The sequence below is a fragment of the Shewanella sp. 5_MG-2023 genome, assembly GCF_030547465.1.
In the GTDB taxonomy this organism is placed as follows: Bacteria; Pseudomonadota; Gammaproteobacteria; order Enterobacterales; family Shewanellaceae; genus Shewanella.
Genome location: NZ_JAUORC010000001.1, coordinates 82,654 through 109,100 on the forward strand (window position 1 = coordinate 82,654; position 26,447 = coordinate 109,100).

Below are 26,447 nucleotides of genomic sequence, written 5' to 3' on the forward strand. Positions count from 1 at the left end.
TCGTTGGTGATATTTTACCAAGGGTGAATATCCCTACTATGTAATTAATATATACAGTAATGAGTATTGTTGGCATAAATCGCTCCAAAATAAAGTAGTCATAATTATGGAAACAATTGAAAATTTATTTCATTCCAACCCATACATCACTTTTGTTTTAACATTAGTAATAGGTTTTTTAATCGGCTTAATTAGCATGCACAGAGTTGTGTTTGGTATTCTGGCTAGTTTTATCGGTGGTTGCATCACCATCACACTGCTTCATCTCCATTTAGAGCCAGAACTTGGTGTACTGCTATTGGGTATATTTATCTATATCATTGGTTTTTTATCTGGCTCTAAATATACAGAGAGTAAACTCTTGTTAATGGATCCATTTAAGCCAAAAAATATCAATACCACTAAAAATATTGTTTCTCGCTCATTTGAAGTAAATAACGATAGTACGGTCGTCGATAAAACCTTGTTACAACTTAATGAGGCAGCAATTGATGTGAGTTTTGAATTAACCTTAAGCCAAAACCTTGATAAACAACAGCCTGATATGATTGCAGCAGGTGATATTGTGACCATTACCGGACCTAATAATGCACTTTATTATTATGATGATAATATCATTGGTACTGAAATCGCTATTGATGATAGCAACATTATTGAAACGACATTTGAATACGTGATTAAGCCTAACCACTTAGTTGGTCTGTCACTAAAAGCGATTAAAAAAATGCTGAATGCCAATACCGACAGTTCAGTATGTATTACAGCACTTGCCAGAAATAAATTTGATATGTTGATTACTCCTGATCTGATAACTGAAGAAGGCGATCATATTCAATTAGTGGGTAAGAGTAACGACATTGAGCGAGTACAGCAGCGACTAATAAAACTGTAAGCTTTAATTAATTTAAATAAAAAGGCAGTCACTTTTAAAGTGACTGCCTTTTTATTACATTTTAATCACGTTACTTTTTAAATAAAAGTGAACCATTAGTGCCACCAAAGCCAAATGAGTTACACAATGCATAATCAAAACTATGGGGTTTGGCTACGTGCGGTACAAAATCTAAGTCACAACCTTCATCAGAGTTATCCAAATTAATGGTCGGCGGTACAATTTGATCCCGCAACGCTAAGATTGTAATAATTGCTTCAACTGAGCCCGCTGCACCTAATAAATGTCCGGTCATAGATTTAGTAGAACTTACAAGTAAATCATAAGCATGGTCGCCAAACACCGACTTAACCGCAGCCGCTTCAGCTTTATCACCTGCTGGAGTCGAAGTGCCATGGGCATTGATATAACCAACCTCTTCATTGGCAATTTGCGCATCATTAATGGCATTAACCATTGCTGCAGCAGCGCCCGCACCATCACTTGGTGGTGATGTCATATGAAAAGCATCGCCACTCATACCAAAGCCAACAAGCTCTGCATAAATTTTAGCGCCGCGCGCCTTAGCATGCTCATACTCTTCCATCACCAACACACCTGCGCCATCACCGATAACAAAACCATCACGGTCTTTATCCCATGGGCGGCTTGCAGCGGTTGGATCGTCATTACGAGTTGACAAGGCTTTGGCGCTGCCAAAACCAGCAACAGCTAACGGACAAGTAACATCTTCAGCGCCGCCAGCAACCATAACGTCGGCGTCACCGTAGGCAATCGTACGCGCTGCAAAACCAATATTATGCACACCCGTTGTACAAGCTGTTGTCACTGCAAAGTTTGGCCCAGTCATGCCATACTTAATAGATAAATGACCAGAAATCATATTAATAATGGTGCTAGGAACAAAAAATGGCGACACTTTTCGAGGGCCACCTTTAAGCAATGCTGCATGATTTTGCTCAATTAATGGCATTCCGCCCATACCAGCACCAATCGCTGTGCCAACTCGCGCTGGATTTTCTTGTTCCATATCAAGACCTGAGTCTGTCATTGCTTGTATACCTGCAGCCATGCCGTATTGGATAAATAAATCCATTTTACGGGCATCTTTGCGAGACATATAATGCTCAACATCGAAGTCTTTTACCGAGCCACTGAAACGAGTACTAAATTCAGTTGCATCAAATTTGGTAATAGGTGCAATACCACTTTTACCAGCTAATAAAGATTGCCAAGAAGATTCGACATCGTTACCCACTGGAGTAACTAGTCCTAAACCTGTAATTACCACACGACGTTTAGACACAGCATTCACCTTTGTATTTTATTAGGCATTCGCCAAGAGATATTCTGTTAACCCACCACCAATCAAAGGAAAAAGATCAAACGGATGATAAGAAATGATGGGTTAACTCACTTTTATAGAGAGTTAAGTCGACATTTATTCGACGCCACAAACAAAAACAGGCGGCATAAATGCCACCTGTTTTAGTGAATCAGGGATTACTGATTTTTTGAAACGTAATCGATCGCTGCTTGAACAGTAGTGATCTTTTCAGCTTCTTCATCAGGGATCTCAGTGTCAAACTCTTCTTCTAGAGCCATAACCAATTCAACAGTGTCCAGAGAATCTGCACCTAAATCGTCTACGAATGATGCAGCTGATTTAACGTCTTCTTCCTTAACGCCAAGTTGCTCAATAATGATTTTCTTTACACGTTCTTCGATGTTGCTCATTAGTTTTCTTTCCTATTCAAATTACACACTTGCGTAAGATTGAGAGTAGTTTATTCGATCCAGCTGACATTGCAAGCTTAGTTTTCGTGGTCTAACCACGAAAATTATCATACTTTGATATCAAACGAGATTCAATAAAAGTCGTTATCAATTATGGTCCTTAGACCATGTACATTCCGCCGTTTACATGCAAAGTTTCACCAGTGATGTAAGCTGCAGAGTCAGAAGCTAGAAACAATACCGCATTGGCAATCTCTTGCGCCTGACCGAGTCGAGCCATTGGAACTTGCGCCATGAAAGCTTTTTGCTGCTCTTCATTAAGCTCATCTGTCATGTCTGTTTGGATAAATCCAGGGGCAACAGCATTAACGGTAATTTGACGAGATGCAACCTCTCTTGCAAGAGATTTTGTAAATCCAATCAAACCAGCTTTAGCTGCTGAGTAGTTTACTTGCCCGGCATTACCCATGGTTCCGACCACAGAGCCAATATTAATAATACGGCCGCTGCGCTTTTTCATCATAGACCGCATAACCGGTTTGGATAATCTAAACAGTGATGTCAAATTAGTGTCAAGAATATCATGCCACTCATCATCTTTCATGCGCATTAATAAATTATCACGTGTGATACCAGCATTGTTTACTAAGATATCAACATCACCGGCTTTTTCTTTTATCTGGCTAAATAATTGTGTAACTGATTCACTATCAGTCACATTTAATACTAAACCAAAGCCGTTATCACCAAGGTAATCTTGAATTGCAGCGGCACCTTTTTCACTGGTTGCAGTGCCGATCACGGTAGCGCCTGCTTCTACCAGTGTTTCACTGATGGCACGGCCAATACCACGACTTGCGCCAGTAACTAACGCGACTTTACCTGTTAAATCAAAGCTAATGCTCATGAATATTCCTTATTGGATTAAAGCTGATAAAGTGGCTGCATTATTAATTGCTTGCCCTTTTAATGACTTATTAATTCTTTTTGATAACCCAGTTAATACTTTACCAGGGCCAATTTCAGCTAAATCAGTAATCCCCTGACTTGCCATTAACTCAACTGTCTCACTCCAACGTACCGGGCAATATAATTGGCGAACTAGCGCATCTTTAATTGCAGCTGCATCATTAGGGCTTGCTACATCAACGTTATTAATCACAGAAATAACCGGCGAGTTAAACTTGATATTCTCTAATGCAAGTGCCAGTTTATCAGCTGCAGGTTTCATTAATGCGCAATGTGACGGCACACTCACAGGTAAAGCAACTGCCATTTTAGCGCCAGCAGCTTTACATGCGCCAGCGGCTCTTTCTGTGGCTTCTTTTTCACCCGCAATAACTACTTGGCCAGGACTATTAAAATTCACAGGGCTAACAACAGCGCCATTTGCTGACTCTTCACATGCCTTAGCAATTGCATCATTATCTAAACCAATAATGGCGTACATAGCACCGGTACCTGCTGGTACTGCTTGCTGCATTAATTGACCGCGCAATTCAACTAATTTTACCGCATCTTCAAAGGCAATAATGCCAGCACACACTAATGCTGAATACTCACCTAAACTATGGCCTGCTAAAACAGCAGGTTTAATCGTGCCACTTGCTTCGATAACGCGCCAGATAGCCACACTTGCGGTTAATAATGCAGGCTGAGTTTTATCTGTTTCATTTAGAGTTTCAGCAGGTCCATCTTGCACCAATGCCCATAAGTCGTAACCTAATACGGCACTCGCCTGAGCAAATGTCTCAGTTACTACAGGGTAATCAGCTGCTAAATCAGCAAGCATACCAACTGATTGCGAGCCTTGACCTGGAAAAACAAACGCTATATTTTCCATTATAATTATTACCTTTATTCTTTTTTGAAAAACAACTTTTTATTTTTTGCTAGCTGTAAAATATAAATTAATCGCGTTATATCCTACTGCTATTTATCAATGATATCTAGAATCTAACTAGCGCACTGCCCCAAGCAAATCCACCGCCAAATGCTTCAAGTAAAATAAGCTGTCCGCGTTTAATACGGCCATCTCTTACTGCCTCATCTAACGCGATAGGCACAGAAGCTGCTGAAGTATTACCGTGCTTTGCCAGCGTTAATACCACTTTATCTAAACTCATATCTAACTTTTTGGCGGTCGCTTTAATAATTCTAAAGTTGGCTTGATGTGGTACTAACCAATCAATTTCAGACTTGTCGATATTATTAATTCGCAGGGTTTCTGTCACCACATGGGATAATTGCGTCACCGCAAACTTAAAGACATCATTGCCCTTCATGGTCATAAAGCTCACAGCTTCTGATGTTTCGCTGGCCCGAGGCGGGAATGTGCACTTTAGCAAATCCCCCTGGCGGCCATCGGCATAAATATGGGTTGAAATAATACCCGGTTGCTCACTGGCGCCAATAACCGCAGCGCCAGCACCATCACCAAATAATATGATGGTACTGCGATCTTCAGGATCGCACAGGCGTGACAACACGTCAGCGCCCACCACCAATATTTTCTTAGCGGCACCGGTTTTAATAAATTGATCTGCAACCGACAATGCATAAACAAAGCCTGAACATGCGGCAGCAATATCAAATGCAGGAATAGTATGAATGCCTAATAATTTTTGTATTTCGCAAGCCGCAGCTGGAAATGCATTATTGGCACTGGTTGTACCACAGACAATCATATCTAATTCGCTTGCTTCAACACCTGCCATTTCTAAGGCTTTCAGCGCAGCTTGATAACCCATGGTAGTCACAGATTCATATTCAGCAGCGATGCGTCGCTCTGAAATACCCGTACGTTCCACAATCCATTGGTCAGAGGTGTCGACCATTTTTTCTAGATCGTGGTTACTACGAACTTGCACCGGCAGATAACTACCAGTTCCGAGAATTTTTGTATACATATTATGAGATCAGCTATTGATGTCTAAAAGAATCGTCTCCAGACGATCTTTAATCATTTCCGGTAAACGACGTTTTGCTTCCGTTGCAGCTAAATTGATTGCTTGTAAATAAGCGGCTTCATCAGCATTTCCGTGACTTTTTACTACTATTCCGCGCAATCCTATCAGACTTGCACCATTGTAGTGGTCGGGGTTCATCTTACTCAGTACAGCTTGGATACGTGGAGCGAGGAATTTTGATAACAAACGAACGAAAAAGCCTTGAGTTAATCCATGTTTTAATTGATGAACTAATAACTTAGCAATACCTTCAGATGTTTTTAATGTAATGTTGCCAACAAAGCCGTCACAGACGATAACATCGACTTTGCCGGTAAATATCTCATCACCTTCAATAAAGCCATCGTAATTGACTTGAGAAGTGTGTATCAGGTGCTGAGCTGCTTGTTGGACTTGATCGTTACCTTTAACGTCTTCAATACCGACGTTAAGTAACGCAATTTTTGGTCTAGAGCGTTTATGCACAACTTCACATAACACCGAGCCCATGACAGCAAACTGAAACAAGGTTTCAGAATCGCAAGAAACGTTAGCACCCAGATCGAGTAAATAGACTGGTTTACCTGTCATAGCAGGTAAACAACTGACTAATGCAGGTCTATCTACACCGGGCAAGGTTTTTAATAAGATCTTTGATAGCGCCATTAACGCGCCAGTATTACCCGCACTCACACAGGCCTGAGCCTTACCATCTTTAACTAATTCTAATGCTAAGCGCATTGAACTTTGTTTTTTAGAACGGATAGCATGAATTGGTCGATCACACATAGTGATGACTTCAGTGGTATGGATAATTTGAATTCTTGCTTGAATAGCCGTTTCAATATCAATTAGATATGGGTCTATTTCGGCTTGATTACCGACTAGATAAATTGATAATTGAGGGTTAAATTTCAGTGCCTGCAAGGCTGCAGGCACTGTGACGAGGGGGCCATGATCGCCCCCCATCACATCTAACGCGAGCGTCAGATTCGTCATAAGATTAGCAACAATTACTTGTTGATAACCTTTTTACCGCGGTAAAAACCATCAGCAGTCACATTGTGACGTAGATGTAATTCACCGCTAGTAGCGTCTACAGATAATTGAGCTGTGCTCAATGCATCGTGTGAACGGCGCATGCCGCGCTTTGAACGTGATTTTTTATTCTGTTGTACAGCCATTTGACCTGTCTCCTAGATTACTTGCTCTTCAGTTTTTCTAACACTGCAAACGGATTTGGACGCTCCTCATGAGAGGGGTCAATCTCGCCTACAACTACGTCGCTCGTTCCTAAATTGCAATCATCATTCTGATGCATAGGAATAATTGGCATAGCGATTATCAATTCATCTTCAACCAATTGATGTAGACGAACTTCACCAATTTCATTGCACTCAATCGGCTCATACGCATCCGGGAGCTCATCGATTTCATCTTGGGTCTTACAAAGACCAAAGCTGAAGTCGACCGTAACCTTTGTGGTATATGGTGTCATACAACGTTGACATAGCAGAGTGAGCTCCGTCACAGCCTTCCCGCGAAGGTAGACTATCCCCTGAATATCGACGCCACATTCTAACGACACTGTCACATCGGAACAATCGCCAGCACATAATTCATTTAATCGCTTATTTTGAACCCCAGGCACTATGCCTTCATAACGAAGACCACTGGCTGCAGTTCGAATAGGATCAATTGATACTGGTATCTTTACTGTTTGCATAAGGCGCGCATATTATAGTTTGAAAACGCTAGAGTCAAAGAAAATTTATCCAAATTGTGGTTAATGACTTAACCAAACAAAATAGACTCATTACTTAAACACCAACATTAAAATGGATCGAAGCGAAATTTTACCTGTCACAGCCCGCGATCACAAGCGCGATCCGACTAAAATTACTCCATTCAGTCGCTTTTTTATCGTATTATAGAAGTAATTGTCTAATTCCCCGAATAGTGAGCCATGAACACTAAAATCATCCTAGCTTCCACCTCTATTTATCGCAAAGCGTTATTAGAAAAATTACAACTGCCGTTTGAATGTGTCAGCCCAAAAACCAATGAAACGCCGCTTAAAGATGAAACAGCGCAGCAATTAGTTTTGCGTTTAGCGCAATTAAAAGCAAAAGCTGGTGTTGAGTTATTTAATCAAACGAGCTGTCAGCAAGCGCATATTCCTGCTGTGATCATCGGCTCTGATCAAGTGGCCGTCATTAATGGACAAATCATTGGTAAACCACTAAACAAACAAAACGCAGTTAAACAACTTAAGCAAGCCTCAGGTCAATCTATTACCTTTTATACTGGCTTAAGTGTTATCCATAATGTCACACAGCAAGCTTATAGCATTGTAGAACCCTTCACTGTGCACTTTAAAAAATTAACGACTGCAGAAATTGAGCGTTATGTTGATTTAGAGCAGCCTTTATATTGCGCAGGTAGTTTTAAATCTGAAGGACTGGGTATTGCTTTATTTGAACGCCTTGAGGGAGATGACCCTAATACCCTCATTGGTCTGCCATTAATCCGCTTAATCGAGCTATTAAAGCGCCATAATATAAACGTGCTATAAACTTTTTGATGCTAAAAAATATTTACACAATGCTAAATTTTCAACAAGACCGTCTTTAGCTTGCACAATGCCGCTTTGGCTAGCTGTCAGTTCAACTGGTAATTGGCTCACAAAAAAGCCGATGCGGTTAACATCGGCTTTATGAATTACAAAAGTAAGCAAAGCGTATTATGGCTCTGCTTATATATGTAATAAAATATCTTTCGGCTGATTAACTGTGGCTGTGGGCCCTTCAGTTAACAGATCCTCTAGGCTATGGGCGCCATAGGTGACCGCAATACTGTTTACCTTAGCATTGTTCGCCATCGCAATATCAAGTTTTGAATCACCGATCATCACCGCTTGATCCGCGTTAATATTTAACTCTTCGAGCAAAGATAAAATCATCGACGGATGCGGTTTCGAATGCGCTTCATCGGCTGAGCGAGTCGCGACAAAATATTGCCCTAAACCAGTTTCAGCCAACATTCGGTCTAAGCCCGCCCGCCTTTTACCAGTGGCAATTGCCAAGGTGTAACCAGCGGTTTTGAGTTGTGCAAGTAAATGCTCTATGCCGTCAAACAAAGGCGATGGTGTTAGATTAACATTAAGGTAATAGTGTTTATAACCTGCGATTAATTCATCGTACTTATTCCCATGATGAGGAAATAATTTTTCTAACGCAGGTAATAAAGACAAGCCAATGATATCCCTAACCGCTTGCTCAGAGGGAATATCAAGTGCTAATGATTGCGCCACGCTTTGCATACAATCGACAATTTTACCGACTGAATCCATTAAGGTGCCATCCCAATCAAAAATCACTAATTGGTACTGCTTTATATTATTTAGCTTCATGCACGAGTCAATTTATCTAAAGTGGCTAACAAAACATCATCAAGTGGCGCTTTGACTGTGGTGACTTCATCATTGTCAGGATGTTTAAATTTAAGCTCTGCAGCATGCAAGAACAAACGATTTAAACCTTTAGCCCGCATAGAATCGTCAAATTTTTGCTCACTGTATTTGTCGTCACACGCAATAGCATGGCCGGCATATTGACAATGCACGCGAATTTGGTGAGTTCGACCTGTCACTGGACTGGCTTTGACTAAGGTACATCCTTGGTAACGCTGCATAATTTTGTAACGTGTTTCAGAAGGTTTACCTTCTTGATTGGCACGAACAATACGTTCGCCGGATTTTAAGGTAATTTTTAGCAAAGGCACTTTAACCACTTTGTCTTTTGCCTGCCAATCACCTCTAACTAATGCAAGGTAATCCTTTTGCATCGTTTTGTTTCTAAGTTGCTCATGCAAATGCTTAAGTGCACTGCGCTTTTTGGCAATAAGCAACACGCCAGAGGTGTCTTTATCTAAACGATGTACTAGCTCTAAAAATTTTTGCTGTGGCCTTAAAGAACGTAATCCTTCAATCACACCGTAATCGACACCGCTACCACCATGAACTGCGATACCTGCAGGTTTGTTCAGCACGATAAGATGATTATCTTCATGAATGATTCTGCTTTCTAACTGGCTTACTTTAGACAGTTTTGCAGACGGCGCTGTGCGGTTGTCTTTTTCCGCAATTCTAACTGGCGGAATACGAACAACATCTTCAAGTTGAAGCTTGTATTCTGGCTTCACTCTTTTTTTATTAACCCTCACCTCACCTTTACGCACGATTCGGTAAATCATGCTTTTAGGTACACCTTTCAATTTGGTGAGAAGAAAATTGTCAATGCGTTGTTCGAAATGGTCTTCATCAATAGTGACCAATTGAACTTTTGTGGGAGTTTCTGTATTCATGATGCGCCTTAAGTTATTACGGCGCGTATTGTAACCTAAGTTTCTACCTGATGGGACAATAAGAATGAGAGTTTTGATTGCTGTCTAAATTGATTATTGCTATATTTGCGCTGTGATTGAGGATAAACAGTGGATAAAATGTTCACAAACTCAATTTATTACGGTGTTTTTTCAGTAGAATTCATGAACAAGACTGGTAGCAAGTCATTGATTTGCAAATTGTAAACATCACAAAACGAAATAATTCGTTTTTACAATTAAACCGTCGGTGTCATCTTTATTTTAAAAGTTTTCCTGAAAAATACCATCCCAAATTCGAACAAATTTTAGCTTGTTATCAAACAAACCAATTCGACTTGGGCATTATCGGAAGAAATATTAAATTTATGGGGTTGGTTGATAATGAACAACCAATTCCTTGTTTTTGTAATTATTAAAAAATAAGCCATAAATAGGATGCGACACGCAGCGATGCGTCTTACAGTAATGCGCACCTAACTTGCCTAAAAACCAGCCGCGAGGCTTTGTGCATAACCATTTTAGGCCCGTAATGCAGCGAATTTACTTTGTTTGATGACCTTATTAGAAGAATTAAGTCATCATGAAACGTATGTTAATTAATGCAACTCAGTCTGAAGAGTTGCGTGTTGCCCTAGTTGATGGGCAACAATTGTATGATCTGGACATCGAAAGCCCAGGCCATGAACAAAAAAAATCAAATATCTATAAAGGTACTATCACCCGCGTAGAACCTTCTTTAGAAGCTGCTTTTGTTGACTATGGTGCTGATCGCCATGGTTTCTTACCGCTAAAAGAAATTGCTCGCGAATACTTCCCTAAAGGTTACTCTTTCCAAGGCCGTCCAAATATCAAAGAAGTGGTATCTGAAGGTCAAGAAGTTATCGTTCAAATTGATAAAGAAGAACGCGGTAATAAAGGCGCTGCGCTAACAACCTTTATCAGTCTTGCAGGTTCTTACTTAGTACTTATGCCTAATAACCCACGTGCTGGCGGTATTTCTCGTCGCATTGAAGGTGATGAGCGTACTGAACTTAAAGCGGCAATGTCTGAGTTATCAGTGCCAAACGGTATGGGCTTAATCGTTCGAACTGCAGGTGTTGGTAAAGATGCTGCTGAATTAAAGTGGGACTTGAAAGTTTTACAACATCACTGGGATGCAATTCAAGAGGCCGCGCAAACCAAACCTGCACCTTTCTTAATTCACCAAGAGAGTAACGTTATTGTTCGCGCAATACGTGACTACTTACGCCGTGATGTCGGTGAAATTCTAATCGACCACCCGCGCATTTTTGAAGAAGCTAAACAGCACATAGGTTTAGTTCGACCAGATTTTGTTGAGCGCGTTAAGCGTTATGAATCAGAAGTGCCGTTATTTACTCACTTCCAAATTGAATCTCAAATCGAGTCGGCTTTCCAACGTGAAGTACGTTTGCCTTCAGGTGGTTCAATCGTTATTGACCCAACTGAAGCGTTGACCTCTATCGATATTAACTCTGCACGCGCAACCAAAGGCGGTGATATCGAAGAAACAGCATTAAACACTAACCTAGAAGCTGCTGATGAAATTGCCCGTCAATTACGTCTTCGTGACTTAGGCGGTTTAGTGGTTATCGATTTCATCGATATGACCCCTGTTAGACACCAACGTGAAGTTGAAAATAGAATGCGTGATGCGGTTCATTTAGATCGTGCCCGTGTTCAACTCGGTCGCATCTCACGCTTCGGCCTGATGGAAATGTCTCGTCAACGTCTTCGTCCTTCTCTTGGTGAATCAGCTGGCCATTTATGCCCTCGCTGTCACGGTCAAGGTACGATTCGTAGCACTGAGTCTTTAGCGCTTTCTATTCTTCGCTTAATGGAAGAAGAAGCAATTAAAGAAAACACCACTCAAATAGAAGCAGTAGTGCCTGTCGATGTAGCGGCCTTCTTGTTAAATGAAAAGCGTAAAGCAATTCGTATTACTGAAGAGCGCCATAAAGTTGAAGTTTATGTCATCCCAGATGCACATATGACCACACCAGATTACCGCGTATCACGCCTCAGAAGCGATGATGAAGTGGTTGAGTCAAGCTACAAGCGTGTTGAAAAGCCTGCTGCAAAACTTTACGAGCCTCGCAAATTAGAGCGCGCGGAAGCACAACAGCCAGCAATTAAAGGCTTCGGTACCCCTAAAGCGGCGCCAGCAGCTACAATTGCAGCTAAACCTGCTGCAGTAGCCAAACCGGCTGCGCCTGCAGAGCCTGGGTTCTTCTCAAAAATTGTTGCTGCTATTAGTGGTTTATTCGCCTCACCAGAGCCAGTTAAAACTGAAACTAAATCTGCTGATAAGAACCGTAAAGAAGCACAAAACAACCGTCGTAATCGTCGTAACGACTCTCGTAATGACAGTCGTCGTAACGATTCTCGAAATGACAACCGCCGTAATACTCGCAACGACGCTGATAATAAAGGTCGTGATAATAAAGCGCGCAATAAAAAGTCGGACAGAGATGTAGCTAATAAAGAACAACTTGATAAGCGTCCAACTAAAGCAGAGCCAAAAGCGAAGACAGAAAAGCCACGTCAAGATGCTGAGAAATCGCCTAAGCAAGAAGCAGCGAGAGAGCGTCGTCAACGTCGTAACATGCGTCGTAAAGTGCGAATTGAAAATGAGCAAAACGAAGCTAAATTAGCGGAAACCACCACTTCACAGGTTGAAGTTGCAGTTGAACCTAAAGCTAAGCCAGAGACCAAACAGGATTCAAAACCTGCCCGTACTCGCCGCCCAAGAAAAGACGCTGAAGTTATCACTAAAAATGATTCAGCTAAATCTGAAGCTAAGGCTACTGTTCCAGTGACTAAAGACGTTAGCACTGAAACTGACATTAAAGTAGAAGCTGAAACGCCAGTTGAAGCGCAAGCACCGGTTCAGGCGCCTGTTACTGAAACCGCTGTTGCTAACACAACATCTGCAGAAGAAATCACTGCAACTCAAGATGCTTCTGAAACCGTAAATGAAGATGCTGATGACAAGCGTGAAGGACAGCGCCGTAGCCGTCGTAGCCCTCGCCACCTTCGTGCAGCGGGTCAACGTCGTCGTCGTGATGAAGATGATACCTCGTCAAGCCCTGCTGTATTTACATCTGTTGATGAGCTAGAAAAACAACTTGATGCAGAGCAAGCTAACGAAGCTAAAGCTGCACCTACTGTAGAAACGCCAGCTGTCGAAGTTAAAGCCGAAACACCTGCAGTAGAAGTTAAAATTGAAACGCCAGCGGTTGAAGTTAAAACTGAAACCCCAGCGGTTGAAGTTAAAACTGAAACCCCAGCAGTTGAAGTGAAAACTGAAACGCCAGCAGTTGAAGTTAAAACTGAAACGCCAACAGTTGAAGTAAAAACTGAAACGCCAGCAGTTGAAGTGAAAACTGAAACGCCAGCGGTTGAAGTTAAAACTGAAACGCCAGCAGTTGAAGTAAAAACTGAAACGCCAGCGGTTGAAGTGAAAACTGAAACGCCAGCGGTTGAAGTGAAAACTGAAACGCCAGCGGTTGAAGTTAAACCTGAAACAGCTAAAGTTGAAGTTAAAACGGTTGCATCTGCACCTATGACTAAGCCTGTTGCAATACAACGTAAAGCCGCAGTCGCACCAACAACTGTCGCAACAACCGAAGTTAAAGCTGAACCAGCTGTTAAAAAAGCACCTGTCGCTAGCCGCTTCGGCTCTATGGTCATGTCAGATACGACTAAGCCAGTAACAGAGGTTCGTACTCAGCAAGCTGTGCCAAAAGGCCGCGAGTATCAAGCTTCGCAAACTGAAGCCAATAGCGTTAAGTCAAAAGTGGCCAATAGTGCTTCAGCAGATATGTCTAAAGCATAACTGTTAGCATTCACCTTTGATGGTAATAAAAACCACGCTTCTTAGCGTGGTTTTTTTATGCTTAACTTTTACTAAAAACTTAGAGACTGTTCAAACTACCAGCCCTTATCAAGCCTTGATATTAATCCTGATTATAAAACCTCAGCTGTGATCTAGTTTTTCTGTTACTAACGAAAATATCAAGCTTAGCTTATCCTCTTAAAAATTCTCTCTAAAACCCTAACGATACGAATTAGCACAAATTAAGTTTAATTTCAGGTTTAGAAGGTTTGTCATTTTTGTTAACATGCTCACACTTTTATTATCAAACACATCAATAGATTTCAGAGGTTAAATGTTCGATCTACTACGTCATAAAACCAGTAGCGGCAAAGCAGATATATTATCTGGTTTAACCGTTGCACTCGCGCTTATTCCTGAAGCCGTTGCTTTTGCTTTTGTCGCACAAGTTGAGCCTATGGTAGGACTTTACGCAGCCTTCATCATGGGGCTAATTACTGCTGTTATTGGTGGCCGTCCTGGGATGATTTCTGGCGCTACCGGCGCGATGGCTGTTGTTATGGTATCACTGGTGGTTGAACATGGTGTTCAATACCTATTTGCCGCAGTAGTACTGGCAGGGATAATACAAATTTCTGCCGGTATTTTTAAACTGGGTAAATTTATCCGTATTGTTCCTTATCCTGTGATGATAGGTTTTGTGAATGGCTTAGCCATTGTGATTTTCCTTGCACAATTAGGCCAATTTAAAGTAAAAGATGCTGCTGGCAACATGGTATGGCTTGCACAAGAGCCCCTAATGATTATGTTAGCTTTAGTGGCACTAACTATGGCGATCATTCACTTCTTACCCAAAATAACCACTGCTATCCCTTCTTCATTGGTGGCTATTTTAACGGTAACGGCATTGGTTGTAGGCTTAGATTTAGATACTCGCAATGTACTCGATTTCTTAAAAACCATGAGCGGCGATGAACAAGCAACAATTGCTGGTAGCCTGCCAAGCTTTGCTATCCCAAGTGTCCCATTCACGCTAGAAACGCTTTATATCATTCTGCCTTATGCCTGTATTCTTGCTGCTGTAGGCTTGATTGAATCATTGCTGACGCTAACCGTTATTGATGAAATGACTAACAGCCGTGGTAAAGGTAACAAAGAATGTGTTGGTCAAGGTGTTGGTAATATTACCAGTGGCTTTTTCGGCGCTATGGGTGGCTGTGCGATGATTGGACAATCGATGATTAACATCAACTCTGGCGGTCGTGGACGATTATCAGGGATCACTGCAGCACTCGCTTTATTGGCATTTATCTTATTTGGTGCAGCCTTTATTGAAATAATTCCGTTAGCTGCATTAGTTGGGGTTATGTTCATTGTCGTTTTAGGTACCTTTGAATGGGCCAGTTTCAAAGTCATGGGCAAAGTGCCTAAGCATGATGCGTTTGTCATTGTGTTAGTAACAACGGTAACCGTGTTCACAGATTTAGCCTTCGCAGTATTTGTCGGCGTTATTGTGTCTGCATTAGTCTTTGCTTGGGAGCATGCCAAACATATTAATGTTGAAACCAATATTGATGCCAACGGTTGGAAAGTTTACAAATTAAATGGACCGTTATTTTTTGGTTCGGTATCTAATTTCTTAGAGCTGTTTGACGCAGAGAATGATCCTGAAGACATTATCGTAGACTTCCAAAACTCACGGGTTGCAGATCATTCTGCTCTCGATGCAATTGACACCTTAGCAGAGCGTTATCTTGCTGCCGGTAAGAAGTTACACTTGCGCCATTTGAGCGGTGATTGTAAAGATTTACTCCATAAAGCTAGAGCGTTAGTCGAGGTCAATGTGATTGAAGATCCCCATTACAAAGTGGCTGACGACGCATTAGACTCTTAATCGTTAGGTTTACACATTAAAAAAGGCGAACTCAGTTCGCCTTTTTTGTTGCCGATGTAAACTAACCTTAGCTAGTCATTATTTATCAGTGTCCTTTAACAACTGCTCAAATCGTTTCATCGCCATTTCAAATTTTGGTTTAATAATTAACTCACAATATGGCTGCTCAGCATTATTAGCATAATAATTTTCGTGAACACTTTCTGCAGGATAAAAAGCTTCGAACATGGCAACTTCGGTCACTATAGGTTTAGGCCAAATGGCTTGCTGAATTAGTTTACTAATAGCGATGGTCGCTTGATCAACCTGCTCTGTTGAATGAGTAAAAATAACTGAACGGTATTGCGGACCTTTATCATTACCCTGCTGATTTAAGGTGGTGGGATTGTGAATGGCAAAGAAAACCGCCAGTAAGCTTTGGTAACTAATGATACTAGGATCAAATTCCACCAATATAACTTCAGCATGTCCAGTATCACCAGAACATACCGCCATATAATTTGCATCGCTACCACTACCGCCACTGTAGCCTGGCGTTACCTCAATCACTCCCTTTAACTCATTAAATACCGCTTCAATGCACCAAAAACAGCCCGCGCCAAAAGTAGCAAACTGATTACTATTTACTTTTTGTAATTCATCTGCCGTTTGAAATATCATCGAAACAGAATTGACACAGTGACGGATATTTTTAGCGGTTAACATTTCGCCTTCAAATATATGCCCTAGGTGGCCGTCACATTTTCGGCAGGTGATTTCGATTCGATGGCCATCTTCATCGGGAGTTCGGTCAATTGCTCCCGGTATTTCATCATCAAAAGCAGGCCAACCACAATGAGCATTAAATTTATGCTCACTTTTATACAGAGGCGCTAAGCACTTTTTGCATAAATACACCCCTGGGGCATCATGTTTGACGTATTCGCCGCTAAAAGGTTGCTCAGTTCCTTTTTGTTCAATCACATACTTTTCGAATTCCGTTAACTGCTTCATGAGTTCCATCTCTACTTCTGTTTTGATTAGGTTTACTGTACTGCAAGTATTACAACTATGGCAGTATGCACAATAAAGATCACTATTTCGACTGACCAAGACATATTTCGCATCAAAAAATTGCGACAAAGTGTGACCAAGGTTAGAATCGCGCTGGGTCAAATAAAAACAATAGAAGAAAAATATGAAACTAGAAACAATTGATTACCGCGCAAAAGATTGTCCACAACAGTTTGTCGCTTCATTAAGAGAAACCGGGTTTGGCGTTCTTTCTAACCACCCAGTCAGTCAAGAACTGGTCGAAAAAATTTATCAAGAGTGGTATGCCTTTTTTCAATCTGAACAAAAAAATGATTATCTATTTAAACCAGAAACCCAAGATGGATTTTTCCCTGCTTCAATTTCAGAAACCGCTAAAGGCCATAGCGTAAAAGATATCAAAGAATATTTTCACGTTTATCCTTGGGGCCGTATTCCTGAATCGTTAAAACAAAATATCTTAGCCTATTATGCACATGCCAACGCGCTAGCAGCAGAGTTACTCGGCTGGATTGAAGAGTACGCACCTAAGGATATTGCTGACAAATTCTCAATGCCATTACCACAAATGATTGAAAATAGTCAGAAGACATTATTAAGAGTACTGCACTACCCGCCAATGCTTGGCGATGAAGAGTTAGGCGCTATCAGAGCTGCTGCACATGAGGACATAAACCTTATTACTGTACTACCTGCTGCCAATGAGCCAGGACTACAAGTTAAAACCAAAGAAGGTAACTGGGTTGATGTACCCAGTGACTTTGGTAATATCATTATCAATATCGGTGATATGCTACAAGAGGCATCAGCAGGTTACTACCCTTCAACGTCACATCGGGTGATTAACCCTCAAGGCAGTGATAAAACTAAATCAAGAATTTCATTACCACTATTCTTACACCCAAATCCAGAAGTAGTATTGTCAGAGCGTCACACCGCTGACAGCTACTTAATGGAAAGACTGCGTGAGCTTGGGGTTATTTAACCCTACTGCTTATTTAGTGACATCGTTAATGATATTAAAGCGCCAATAGGCGCTTTTTTTTATCATTTTTACTCATAACAAGGTAGAATATGCCCCCTTTGTTAGTAGTAGATTTATAAAAGGCAAAATCATGGCAATTCAATGGTATCCAGGTCACATGCATAAAGCTCGTAAAGAGATTGAAGAGGCAATGCCTCAAGTCGATCTTGTTATTGAGGTGCTTGATGCCCGTATTCCTTACAGTAGTGAAAACCCAATGGTTTCTAAGCTAAGGGGCGATAAGCCATGTATCAAACTACTGAACAAGTCTGACTTAGCAGATCCAAAAGTCACGGCGCGTTGGATTGAGTACCTTGAGCAGGAACAAGGCGTAAAAGCCACTGCTATCACCACACTACAACCTGGTCAGGTCAAAAACATTCCTGATATCTGCCGCAAACTGGTACCTGCCAGAGACAAAATCGAAAAAGATATTCGTACCATGATCATGGGGATCCCTAACGTTGGTAAATCTACCATCATTAATACACTTGCAGGTAGAACCATTGCTAAAACCGGTAATGAGCCAGCTGTAACTAAACGTCAACAACGAATTAATTTACGAAATGGCATCGTACTATCAGATACGCCGGGTATTTTATGGCCTAAAGTAGATAACGAAGCCAGTAGCTACCGCCTTGCTGTTACTGGTGCAATTAAAGACACCGCAATGGAATATGAAGACGTTGCCATGTTTGCTGCTGAATATTTCTTAAAAGCTTACCCACAAGAAATTTGTGAGCGTTATAAGCTTAAATCATTGCCAGAAACCGACATTGAATTACTTGAAGAAATTGGCCGTAAGCGCGGAGCACTAAGACCTGGTGGCCGTATCGATTTACATAAAGCATCAGAATTACTGTTACATGAATTCCGCTCTGGCAAAACAGGGCTACTTACCCTTGAAACCCCTGAAATGGCCGAAATCGAGAAAGAAGAAGTCGCTAGAGTGTTGGCTGAAAAAGAAGCTATTAAGCAGCAGAAATTAGAGCAAGAAAATCTGAAACGATCAGGTAAACGTCACCAAGGCGAATAAGGCTTTAACAAAAACATCCAGCTTATCTGCAATGTGTTTGATAAACGACATATTTAAAATAAAGGCTTAGCAGCAATGCTAAGCCTTTATTGTTTTTACCCGTTAAAGAGCGAATATGTATAGATAATATTAACGGTTTTTCGCTATCTGCTTTGCTAAATTATCAAGGCTAGACTCCAGTAAGTCCAAAACCGTTTCAAAACCATTAGCGCCGCCATAGTAAGGGTCAGGAACTTCCTTGGCATGATTCACTTGCTCAAGGGAAAACTTATCCATACTCAGTTCATCAAAATCAGCTATATCGTCACTCATATAACTAAGCATTAATTTAAGCTTATGTTGATGTTCTTGCGGGCATATTGCCTGCAAGTCCTTTAAGTTAAAATTATCTGCAGCCAGTATTAAATCAAATTTTTCAAAATCAGCCTGAGCGATTTGCCTTGCATACATGCCTGAAAAGTCTAAGCCTCTGGCATTGCCCGCTTTAATCGCGCGCGGATCGGGCGCATTACCTTGGTGGTAAGCTAAGGTGCCAGCAGAGGCAATCTCGATGACTAAGCCATATTCAGCCGCTTTACTACGAAACACAGCTTCAGCGCTAGGTGAGCGGCAGATGTTACCTAGGCATACGAATAGTACCGAGTTAATTGTATTCACATAAGTTCCTTTTTCAGCGTATTAAAAATTGTTTTTATGTCTATCACATTTTAGGTCTTTCTTTTAAAAAATGAGCGAATCGTGGCACACCATTTTTGGTTAGACCTAAGTACTGATAAGTTATCGTTGCGCCTATTTGGGGCGGCTTACGCCTTTGTTCATCGCTAAAGCCGCTACCGATTTTAAACTCAAGCCCATCGGGCATGCTGACAACTATTGCCCCTAGCATACCGGTATATTTCCCCTTGCCTTCAATATGCTTAATAACAATGGCTTCAGCATCATATTTGGGTTTTAATTTCATAATATCTTGGCTGCGACCTACTTTATAAAAAGCTTGCTTGCGATGAAGCATTAGCCCTTCACCTTGGGCACTCACGACTAAATGCAGTTTTTTATACAGCATGGTGTCAGAGGTTATCGTTTCTTGGGGTATGACTTGCAGATATTTAGACTGCTTGGCCAGCTGTTGCAGTGCTATGTATCTGTCACGAAAAATGCCCCCATGTTCAGGTAAGTCAAACAGCATAAACTTCACTTGCCGCCACATTTCACTGTCTGGGATATTTTTTCGTGCAAGCCCTGACATGGCTTCAAAGCTTGCTCTTCCTAGCCATAACTCCCCTTCTAAAACCTGCTTGGGAAAATCTGCCACGAACCATTGCGGTAAAATGAACTCTCGACCTGAACGTGAAAGCATTTTGTCCCCAGTCCAATAACCACGTACACCATCTAACTTTTCACTGACATAATATTGATTAATATCAATTCCTTCAGTGATTTTGGTAGCAAGTTGGATTGCTGGCTTATCTGCAGCAAACAATATGGGGGGCGCAAAGAGACTCAATACTGTCATGATGATTGATATATTACGCCTTATAAAATCAGCCAATATAATTACTATCAACGACAGAGCTGACACTGGCGTAGCAATAGTTTTTGATAAAAAAATAGACATAGCTGCATCCTTGCTGGTATTTGGAACAACATCCTGTTGCCGTAAAAGTAAACTAATAATTAAACAAATTGATTAGCAATTTTAGTGCATGATCAATAAACTGCCATAAGTTAGCCAATGTTTGGCTACTTTTGTCATCAATTGGACCATCATCCACCAAACCATTTAGGGACTAAGTCAGCCAATATGAAACCTGAAAACAATCATGGATTAAAACGTGTCTTACGTGCGACAGGTTTTTCATTTAAAGGGCTTAAAAGTGCATGGGTTAACGAAGCAGCATTCAGACAAGAACTGATTTTAGCGGGGATTTTACTGCCAGTGGCTATTATGGTCGATGTCAGCCTTATTGAAAAGTTGCTGTTAATCATGACTTTATTTATTGTTCTGATCACCGAATTAGTTAACTCTGCAATTGAAGCTGTAGTGGATCGCATTAGTGATGAAATTCATCCCTTAAGTGGCCAAGCCAAAGATACTGCCTCTGCAGCAGTATTTATGAGCCTAGCCCTATGTGGGATCACTTGGGCATGTATTTTGATTAATGCCTATGTGCTGAATTAGTCTCTTTTACTTTTTAATCTTGTCAATCAGCCACAGCAATTCTGCGCCCCTCTACGATGTAGTTATTATCAGGTATGGTTATAAATGCGCATTAAACAAGCTGGTTTAATGCGACTTTCGTTTGTTTTTAGCCCAATACGCTAGTTAACCTGTACTAGATCAAAAAAACCACCGCTTTAGCAACAAAAACTTCACATTTGCTTACATAATGCTAATATATTTCAGCGCTAAGATATTAGCCTAGTAAAACTAAAAAAATAATAATGCACGACCCTCATTTATTACCCCAAATGAGCCCCATAGAGTGCGGAGAAATAATGTTAAAGCGAGTCCCTATCGGTCTATTGACAGCCCTATGTATATCTAACAGTGTGTCTGCTGACGAGTATAAATTTACTCTCGGGGCTTTTTATGCCAATACAGATTCCACCATGTTAGTTAAAAGTGCCAGAGATACAGGTAATTACTATTTGCTTGATTTTGAAGACGACTTACTTTTAACAGAAGATCAATTTCTACCTTTTTTCGAATTCCGCTATCACTTCAAAGACCGTCATAATATTTACCTTGATTGGAAATCTCTACATCGAGATGCTGAAACCCCACAACTGGGGTTTGATATTGAAATCCCTGAATTTGGCGATAATGATCAGAATTACCTTATTGATGGTAGTGCCACTATTTCCACCACGTTAAATATCGATATCCTCCGTTTAGGTTATGGTTATGATATTTGGCAAGGTGAACAATATTTTGTCGGCGCATCGATTGGTATTCACACCATGTTTGTTGAAACCATTTTCGAAGGCAATATTAGTTTATGTGAAGGTCACAGTGACCCCAATAGTTTGTGTGATACGACGACCTTTACTCCAAAAGTTGTTGATAACGCAATCACTGCGCCTCTGCCTAATATCGGCTTATATGGTAACTATGAATTTTATCCTGGTTGGACATTTGGCGCCCATGTTCAATATTTTGCGATCAAATATGATAATTTTAAAGGTTCGTTAATCGACATCAGGGCTGGCGTGCAGGCAAAAATTAGCGATAACTGGCAATTAGCACTGGCGTATAACTATTATGATGTCGATGTTGATATTGAACAATCTAGAAGTATTTTAGATGAAGAATATCGTACCCTAGATTACAACATAAACTATGGTTTCACCGGCCCTATGTTTGCAGTGTCCTACCGCTTTTAAACAACTACATTTTTAATCACGGCAAAATATCTTATCTTCAATCAATAAACGGGCAAACTTTATTTAAGGTTTGCCTGTTTATCAAAAAACTTACTAACAAAATATCTATCACATTAATTAATTGTTATATTTCATTGATAAACCTAATTGGTTCATTCGCTTTATTACCTATTTTGTTGAGGGATTGAATGTCTAACGATTTATTGAAAACGGCCGCGCTTCATCTAAAAAAAGCCGTACCTTTAATGCTAAAACACAGCATTCCAACAACACCAACCAATTATGCACTTTGGTATGCCTATGTTAGCGAAACCAATCCTAAGCTAAATCTGGCACTTGATGAAAATATTAAGCTAAATCAACAATATTCACCCGTTTCAAGTGAGTTACTGTATCGAGAACATATCGCCGATCCTGTTGAGTTAGATGTCAGAACTATGCGTCAAAATCTTGATGCTATGGTGTGCGAGTTATCTCAATCAATCAAAGATACCCATCATGACACCCGTACTTTTCAATCTCAAATACAAAAAAATGTCCGTAAATTAACTGAGTTTGAAAACCAAGATTTTTCACTGGAACAATTGGTCACTGTGGTGCGCAGTATGGTTAAAGAATCTTCGCGTATTCAATCAAGTAGCAAGAGTTTTACTGAACAACTCAATAAAGCGCAGTCCGAGATTAATATTTTAAAACAAAAGCTGGCTAAAACAGAAAAAGATGTTTTGTATGATGCACTCACCGAAACGTTAAATCGTCGCGCCTTTAATGACGATATTAATGCGGTTATTGCACAATCGCCCCAAGGCTGCTGCTTGATTATGGCTGACATTGATAACTTTAAACTATTTAATGATACTTATGGCCACCAGCTTGGGGACTTAGTACTTAGAGTGGTAGCCAAACGGCTACAGGAATCTTGTCGAGAAGGGGTAAAGTTATACCGTTTTGGCGGTGAAGAGTTTGCCATTATCGTCCCAAATAGCCAATTAAGGATCGCCAGACAATTAGCCGAAGCCATGAGACGCTCCATTGAAAAACTCAGGGTCAAAGACAGGCGCAGTGACACTCGAATTGATAATGTCAATGCGTCATTTGGTGTGGTGCAGTGGCAAGAAAATCAAACAACTAGTCAGCTAATTGAGGCTGCTGACCAGTTGTTATATCAAGCAAAAAGATTAGGGCGTAATAGAGTCATGCCTATATAGTTAAAGCGATTAAGTAGCGAGTTAAATTAAACCGTCCAATTAAAACAACTAACTGTGATTTACTTGTTTTGCCGTTACCACGTAACGGTAATCACTGCTTGCAGACAAGTCTTCAAACGGGTAACAGGTTATCAATGTTAGCTGATTATCCGCCGTCATATCGAGTATCTCTGTTTGCGTTTCATGTACTATATCGATGCCGGTTATTAAGTAACTTTGTATTTGCCCAATTGCGGTTTCTAATTCTACGATGTCGCCTTTTTTAACATTTTTTAAGTGTGAAAAATGGGTGTCTCTGTGGCCAGCAATGATTGTATTACCAACCTCTCCAACCCCTGCACCTTTAAGCATCAAGCTTGGGCCAAACGCCAAATTTCGGCCCGAAGCCCCCGCTAGCACAAACATAGGATCTCCTACAGGATAAACATCTGTTTCTTTATCTGCATAAAGCATTAACTTGCCAACTGGATGCGTATCAGCCCAGCTCCAAGGCTTATGGGGTGTTTGGTCTTGCAAGGTTTTATTCCATGCTTGCTCAATTAAATATTGCGCAAAATTCGCTTTAACTTGCATATAGGCTCCATGTGATAAAAAACTGACTCCTAAGACGGCTAAACAACCAGGGATGAGCATTTTTAAACTTATCAACGCAGCGCTCCTTATTTATGCTTAGGTATGGTTAACCGCTGACCAGGAAGACACTGCTTAAGCCAAAGTCCATGCAAAAGCGCAATCAATAAAAAGCTTAATCCAATGAGTATATTCAAACGGCTCGATGTTGCTGTTTGCGGTAAGACACCTGCTTTTTGTAATCCCTTTGGTAAATGTGGCTTTACTTGATAATCAGCGTTAAATTCAGGGGTAAAATTAACTGGGGTTTTATCGACCGCCACTAGACTTGTTTGTGAAGTCACCAGGTGATACTTCATTCCTAATGCTTTAACTTGCTGTTTTATTCTTTCACTGTTCGCCCTAGTTTGGGTGGCTTCAATGGCATTGATTTGCGCATTAGCCCAGATAAGATCTAACCCTGGGGCCTCAATGTCTGAATTATCTAAATGACGAGTCTGGTGTGGATTAGGTATCTGTAGTTGCCAATATTCGCCCTGAGTCTCGCCTGATATAACAATATCTTGCTGATTGTATGCCGGAGATTTAAAGCTGACTAAGATTGGTTCATCAGTATATAAATCAGGGATTCTTACAGGCCAATGATCAGGAATTGTGCCGTCTTGATAAGTGACTTTTACATCTGTTGCCACTGGTTGCTCAATCTTTTGCAGTAACCCTTCGATTTTTTGTTTTACCTCAGCCGTTTTACCAATGTAGGTGTAAATGCCACGGCCAAACATGGCTGCGCGCTCCATAAAGTGCGTATTCGGGGCCGAGCCTATCCCGACAGTGAATAATCGACTTTGACCTAAGTCGGCTTCTATTTGCTTAAATAAACCTTGCTCGTTAGCCACCGCGCCGTCTGTAATAAATATCACCTGACGTAGCGCGTTTTCACTCCCGATTTGATTGCTTTGATCTTGAATTAGCAAAGAGGCAGAAAGCGCCATGCTAATTTCAGTGCCGCCATTGGCTTGTAATCCTTGGACAAATTGATTGGCTTTAGCAATATTACGGCTGTTAACTTTCAAAGATGATGCAGATAGTTTTGTTAACTGATGATTAAATCCAATAATATTAAACTTATCTTTCGTTCTTAAACCTGCAAGCGCAGACAGTAAAGCCTGTTTGGCCTGCACTATAGAGTCCCCTTCCATAGAGCCAGAGGTATCAATAACCAAGATTAACTCCCGAGGAGTGACCCCGTTATACGTTTTAACTTGTGGCGGCGTTAACATCACTAAGCCGTAATAATCTTGATTGTTGATACTATTTTTAGCTGACCTAAGTTCAGCTGATTGATGAGTTAATCCTTGTTGAATGAACATTGATGGCAGCGGCAACGCAACTTCAGCATGATTTGCAGCATGCGATTTAGCTGCATCAACAGGCTTCCAATTCAATACAAAATCTTGATTGGCGACCACAGCGCGATCAAGTTCTACCATCCATTGTTGCTTGCCTACCACTGGCGCTGCTTTAATTTTGTGATACGGACTGGTTACCGCACCAAGTTCAAAACCTGTATTTAATTCGACATTAATATTAACCATGATATTACCAGCAGAATCCGAAGAGGCATCATCAGTTACAGCCCCTTCTGCAAAGTTATTCAAATTAAAGCCGGTTAGCATCTCAGGTAGCATTTCAGCAATAGAATCAAATATGCCCAAATGGTTATGGCGCTGTTGCCGACTAGGACTTTCACTAGAACTCTGACTGCTAGCACTATTACCGACTAAAACTTGCTCTGATAAAGCTGTTGGCGAATAACGCGGCGTAATGGTCATTGGAAACCGTAAACTAAACTGACCCTCTTTATAATTAAGTTTTTCTTGATAACTTATCTCAACAGTTAAAGTCTCGTTAGGGGCTAAATTCGCCACTTCTGTGGTAAAAATATTCACCCTTTGCTGACTCACTAAACTGGCACGTTTACCTGCAGCTTTGGCTTTTTCAAAGGTGGCTTTGGCTTGTAATTTTGGTTGTACTTCGCCTTCAATAATACGCTCGCCAATGACTAACCGCATTTGATCCACCGCTCCATTGTGGGATAACGGAAAATGATACTTACCGTTTATAAAGCCTTGGGTGTTATTGGTAAAGGTTTGCTTAACCTTAACGCGATTAACCCAGCCAGATACTTTCATTGACACATCGGTGGATAAAGGCAAGCTATAGTGGATTTCACCCTCTTGTATATATTCAAGCACACCCTGGGTTATCTCAGCAGAGCGCCCATCTGCTTTACTTGTTGGCATTGCATATACTGGAAATAGCACATTCAAAATCACTAAACCCAGTAAAATTAAGCTCGAGCAAAGGTAATGCACCCTATGACGATTAACACTAATATTCATTGTTTTCTCTCCATGAAATTAGCGTAAACCTCAAAACCAGCATTCTCACCAGTCCAAGGTTTACACTGAATTTTCGTC

The 26,447-nt window shown here is 40.9% G+C and carries 24 protein-coding genes; 9 read left to right on the top strand and 15 right to left on the bottom strand.

All coding sequences use genetic code 11. The annotated features are described in order from the left end of the window. The first annotated feature begins 196 nt into the window (after window positions 1-196). Window positions 197-892, top strand: a complete 696-nt coding sequence (locus Q4557_RS00355; RefSeq protein WP_157936432.1) for a TrkA C-terminal domain-containing protein — start codon at window positions 197-199, stop codon at window positions 890-892. Between the two features lie 70 nt (window positions 893-962). On the opposite strand, the gene fabF is transcribed toward Q4557_RS00355, so the two are convergent. The 8 genes from fabF to yceD all read right to left on the bottom strand — a co-directional run bounded on the left by fabF (window position 963) and on the right by yceD (window position 7,303). After that, the gene (fabF, locus tag Q4557_RS00360) at window positions 963-2,198 is read right to left on the bottom strand and encodes a beta-ketoacyl-ACP synthase II (RefSeq protein WP_303409940.1); all 1,236 of its coding nucleotides are present in this window, start codon (window positions 2,196-2,198) and stop codon (window positions 963-965) included. Window positions 2,199-2,395: 197 nt separating this feature from the next. Further along, a complete protein-coding gene (gene acpP / locus Q4557_RS00365) occupies window positions 2,396-2,629 on the bottom strand; it encodes an acyl carrier protein (RefSeq protein WP_011496723.1) in 234 nt (77 codons plus the stop codon). 160 nt (window positions 2,630-2,789) lie between these two features. Next, on the bottom strand, window positions 2,790-3,536 hold the full coding sequence (gene fabG / locus Q4557_RS00370; protein WP_102477237.1) for a 3-oxoacyl-ACP reductase FabG: 747 nt from the start codon (window positions 3,534-3,536) through the stop codon (window positions 2,790-2,792). 9 nt (window positions 3,537-3,545) lie between these two features. Further along, entirely contained in the window at window positions 3,546-4,472 is a 927-nt protein-coding gene (fabD, locus tag Q4557_RS00375; protein ID WP_102440292.1) for an ACP S-malonyltransferase, read from the bottom strand. 106 nt (window positions 4,473-4,578) lie between these two features. Further along, the gene (locus tag Q4557_RS00380) at window positions 4,579-5,538 is read right to left on the bottom strand and encodes a beta-ketoacyl-ACP synthase III (RefSeq protein ID WP_102440291.1); all 960 of its coding nucleotides are present in this window, start codon (window positions 5,536-5,538) and stop codon (window positions 4,579-4,581) included. 9 nt (window positions 5,539-5,547) lie between these two features. Continuing rightward, window positions 5,548-6,576 (bottom strand): phosphate acyltransferase PlsX, encoded by a 1,029-nt coding sequence (plsX, locus tag Q4557_RS00385; protein ID WP_076536206.1) that lies wholly within the window; start codon window positions 6,574-6,576, stop codon window positions 5,548-5,550. Between the two features lie 14 nt (window positions 6,577-6,590). Then, a complete protein-coding gene (rpmF, locus tag Q4557_RS00390) occupies window positions 6,591-6,761 on the bottom strand; it encodes a 50S ribosomal protein L32 (protein WP_011496728.1) in 171 nt (56 codons plus the stop codon). A gap of 17 nt (window positions 6,762-6,778) precedes the next feature. Continuing rightward, window positions 6,779-7,303, bottom strand: coding sequence for a 23S rRNA accumulation protein YceD (gene yceD, locus Q4557_RS00395; protein WP_076536204.1), 525 nt, complete (start codon window positions 7,301-7,303; stop codon window positions 6,779-6,781). A 240-nt stretch (window positions 7,304-7,543) separates the two neighbouring features. Between yceD and Q4557_RS00400 the strand changes: the two genes are divergently transcribed. Beyond that, complete coding sequence (locus tag Q4557_RS00400; RefSeq protein WP_303409975.1) at window positions 7,544-8,152, top strand: nucleoside triphosphate pyrophosphatase; 609 nt, start codon at window positions 7,544-7,546, stop codon at window positions 8,150-8,152. Window positions 8,153-8,332: 180 nt separating this feature from the next. Here Q4557_RS00400 and Q4557_RS00405 read toward each other — a convergent pair whose 3' ends face one another. Both Q4557_RS00405 and rluC read right to left on the bottom strand, forming a co-directional pair. After that, the gene (locus tag Q4557_RS00405) at window positions 8,333-8,989 is read right to left on the bottom strand and encodes an HAD family hydrolase (protein ID WP_102440289.1); all 657 of its coding nucleotides are present in this window, start codon (window positions 8,987-8,989) and stop codon (window positions 8,333-8,335) included. Next, a complete protein-coding gene (gene rluC / locus Q4557_RS00410; protein ID WP_102520007.1) occupies window positions 8,986-9,942 on the bottom strand; it encodes a 23S rRNA pseudouridine(955/2504/2580) synthase RluC in 957 nt (318 codons plus the stop codon). Before rluC ends, Q4557_RS00405 begins: the two co-directional genes overlap by 4 nt. Before the next feature lie 601 nt (window positions 9,943-10,543). Between rluC and rne the strand changes: the two genes are divergently transcribed. Together rne and Q4557_RS00420 are read left to right on the top strand one after the other, a co-directional pair. Further along, window positions 10,544-13,819, top strand: a complete 3,276-nt coding sequence (gene rne / locus Q4557_RS00415; protein ID WP_303409979.1) for a ribonuclease E — start codon at window positions 10,544-10,546, stop codon at window positions 13,817-13,819. 334 nt (window positions 13,820-14,153) lie between these two features. Next, the gene (locus tag Q4557_RS00420) at window positions 14,154-15,713 is read left to right on the top strand and encodes a SulP family inorganic anion transporter (protein ID WP_076536194.1); all 1,560 of its coding nucleotides are present in this window, start codon (window positions 14,154-14,156) and stop codon (window positions 15,711-15,713) included. 78 nt (window positions 15,714-15,791) lie between these two features. Here the strand turns inward: Q4557_RS00420 and Q4557_RS00425 are convergent, their stop codons facing one another. Then, window positions 15,792-16,706, bottom strand: a complete 915-nt coding sequence (locus Q4557_RS00425) for a bifunctional methionine sulfoxide reductase B/A protein (RefSeq protein ID WP_102530768.1) — start codon at window positions 16,704-16,706, stop codon at window positions 15,792-15,794. A 184-nt stretch (window positions 16,707-16,890) separates the two neighbouring features. Between Q4557_RS00425 and Q4557_RS00430 the strand changes: the two genes are divergently transcribed. Then, window positions 16,891-17,730, top strand: coding sequence for an isopenicillin N synthase family oxygenase (locus Q4557_RS00430; protein ID WP_102439613.1), 840 nt, complete (start codon window positions 16,891-16,893; stop codon window positions 17,728-17,730). A 130-nt stretch (window positions 17,731-17,860) separates the two neighbouring features. Then, on the top strand, window positions 17,861-18,805 hold the full coding sequence (gene ylqF, locus Q4557_RS00435; RefSeq protein ID WP_076536189.1) for a ribosome biogenesis GTPase YlqF: 945 nt from the start codon (window positions 17,861-17,863) through the stop codon (window positions 18,803-18,805). A gap of 129 nt (window positions 18,806-18,934) precedes the next feature. On the opposite strand, the gene Q4557_RS00440 is transcribed toward ylqF, so the two are convergent. Continuing rightward, window positions 18,935-19,462: a low molecular weight protein-tyrosine-phosphatase gene (locus Q4557_RS00440; protein WP_303409991.1), complete on the bottom strand. Its 528-nt coding sequence runs from the start codon at window positions 19,460-19,462 to the stop codon at window positions 18,935-18,937. 43 nt (window positions 19,463-19,505) lie between these two features. Next, window positions 19,506-20,420: a DNA ligase gene (locus Q4557_RS00445; RefSeq protein ID WP_303409993.1), complete on the bottom strand. Its 915-nt coding sequence runs from the start codon at window positions 20,418-20,420 to the stop codon at window positions 19,506-19,508. Between the two features lie 186 nt (window positions 20,421-20,606). Here Q4557_RS00445 and Q4557_RS00450 point away from each other — a divergent pair, with 186 nt between their 5' ends. From Q4557_RS00450 to Q4557_RS00460, 3 genes are all read left to right on the top strand, one after another. Further along, complete coding sequence (locus tag Q4557_RS00450; RefSeq protein WP_102439618.1) at window positions 20,607-20,984, top strand: diacylglycerol kinase; 378 nt, start codon at window positions 20,607-20,609, stop codon at window positions 20,982-20,984. Between the two features lie 317 nt (window positions 20,985-21,301). After that, window positions 21,302-22,189, top strand: a complete 888-nt coding sequence (locus Q4557_RS00455) for a hypothetical protein (RefSeq protein ID WP_303409995.1) — start codon at window positions 21,302-21,304, stop codon at window positions 22,187-22,189. A 188-nt stretch (window positions 22,190-22,377) separates the two neighbouring features. Next, entirely contained in the window at window positions 22,378-23,397 is a 1,020-nt protein-coding gene (locus tag Q4557_RS00460) for a GGDEF domain-containing protein (protein ID WP_102439610.1), read from the top strand. 48 nt (window positions 23,398-23,445) lie between these two features. On the opposite strand, the gene Q4557_RS00465 is transcribed toward Q4557_RS00460, so the two are convergent. Together Q4557_RS00465 and Q4557_RS00470 are read right to left on the bottom strand one after the other, a co-directional pair. Next, a complete protein-coding gene (locus tag Q4557_RS00465) occupies window positions 23,446-24,030 on the bottom strand; it encodes a class GN sortase (protein WP_102476395.1) in 585 nt (194 codons plus the stop codon). A gap of 26 nt (window positions 24,031-24,056) precedes the next feature. Further along, the gene (locus Q4557_RS00470) at window positions 24,057-26,369 is read right to left on the bottom strand and encodes a marine proteobacterial sortase target protein (protein WP_303409999.1); all 2,313 of its coding nucleotides are present in this window, start codon (window positions 26,367-26,369) and stop codon (window positions 24,057-24,059) included. Between the last annotated feature and the right edge of the window lie 78 nt (window positions 26,370-26,447).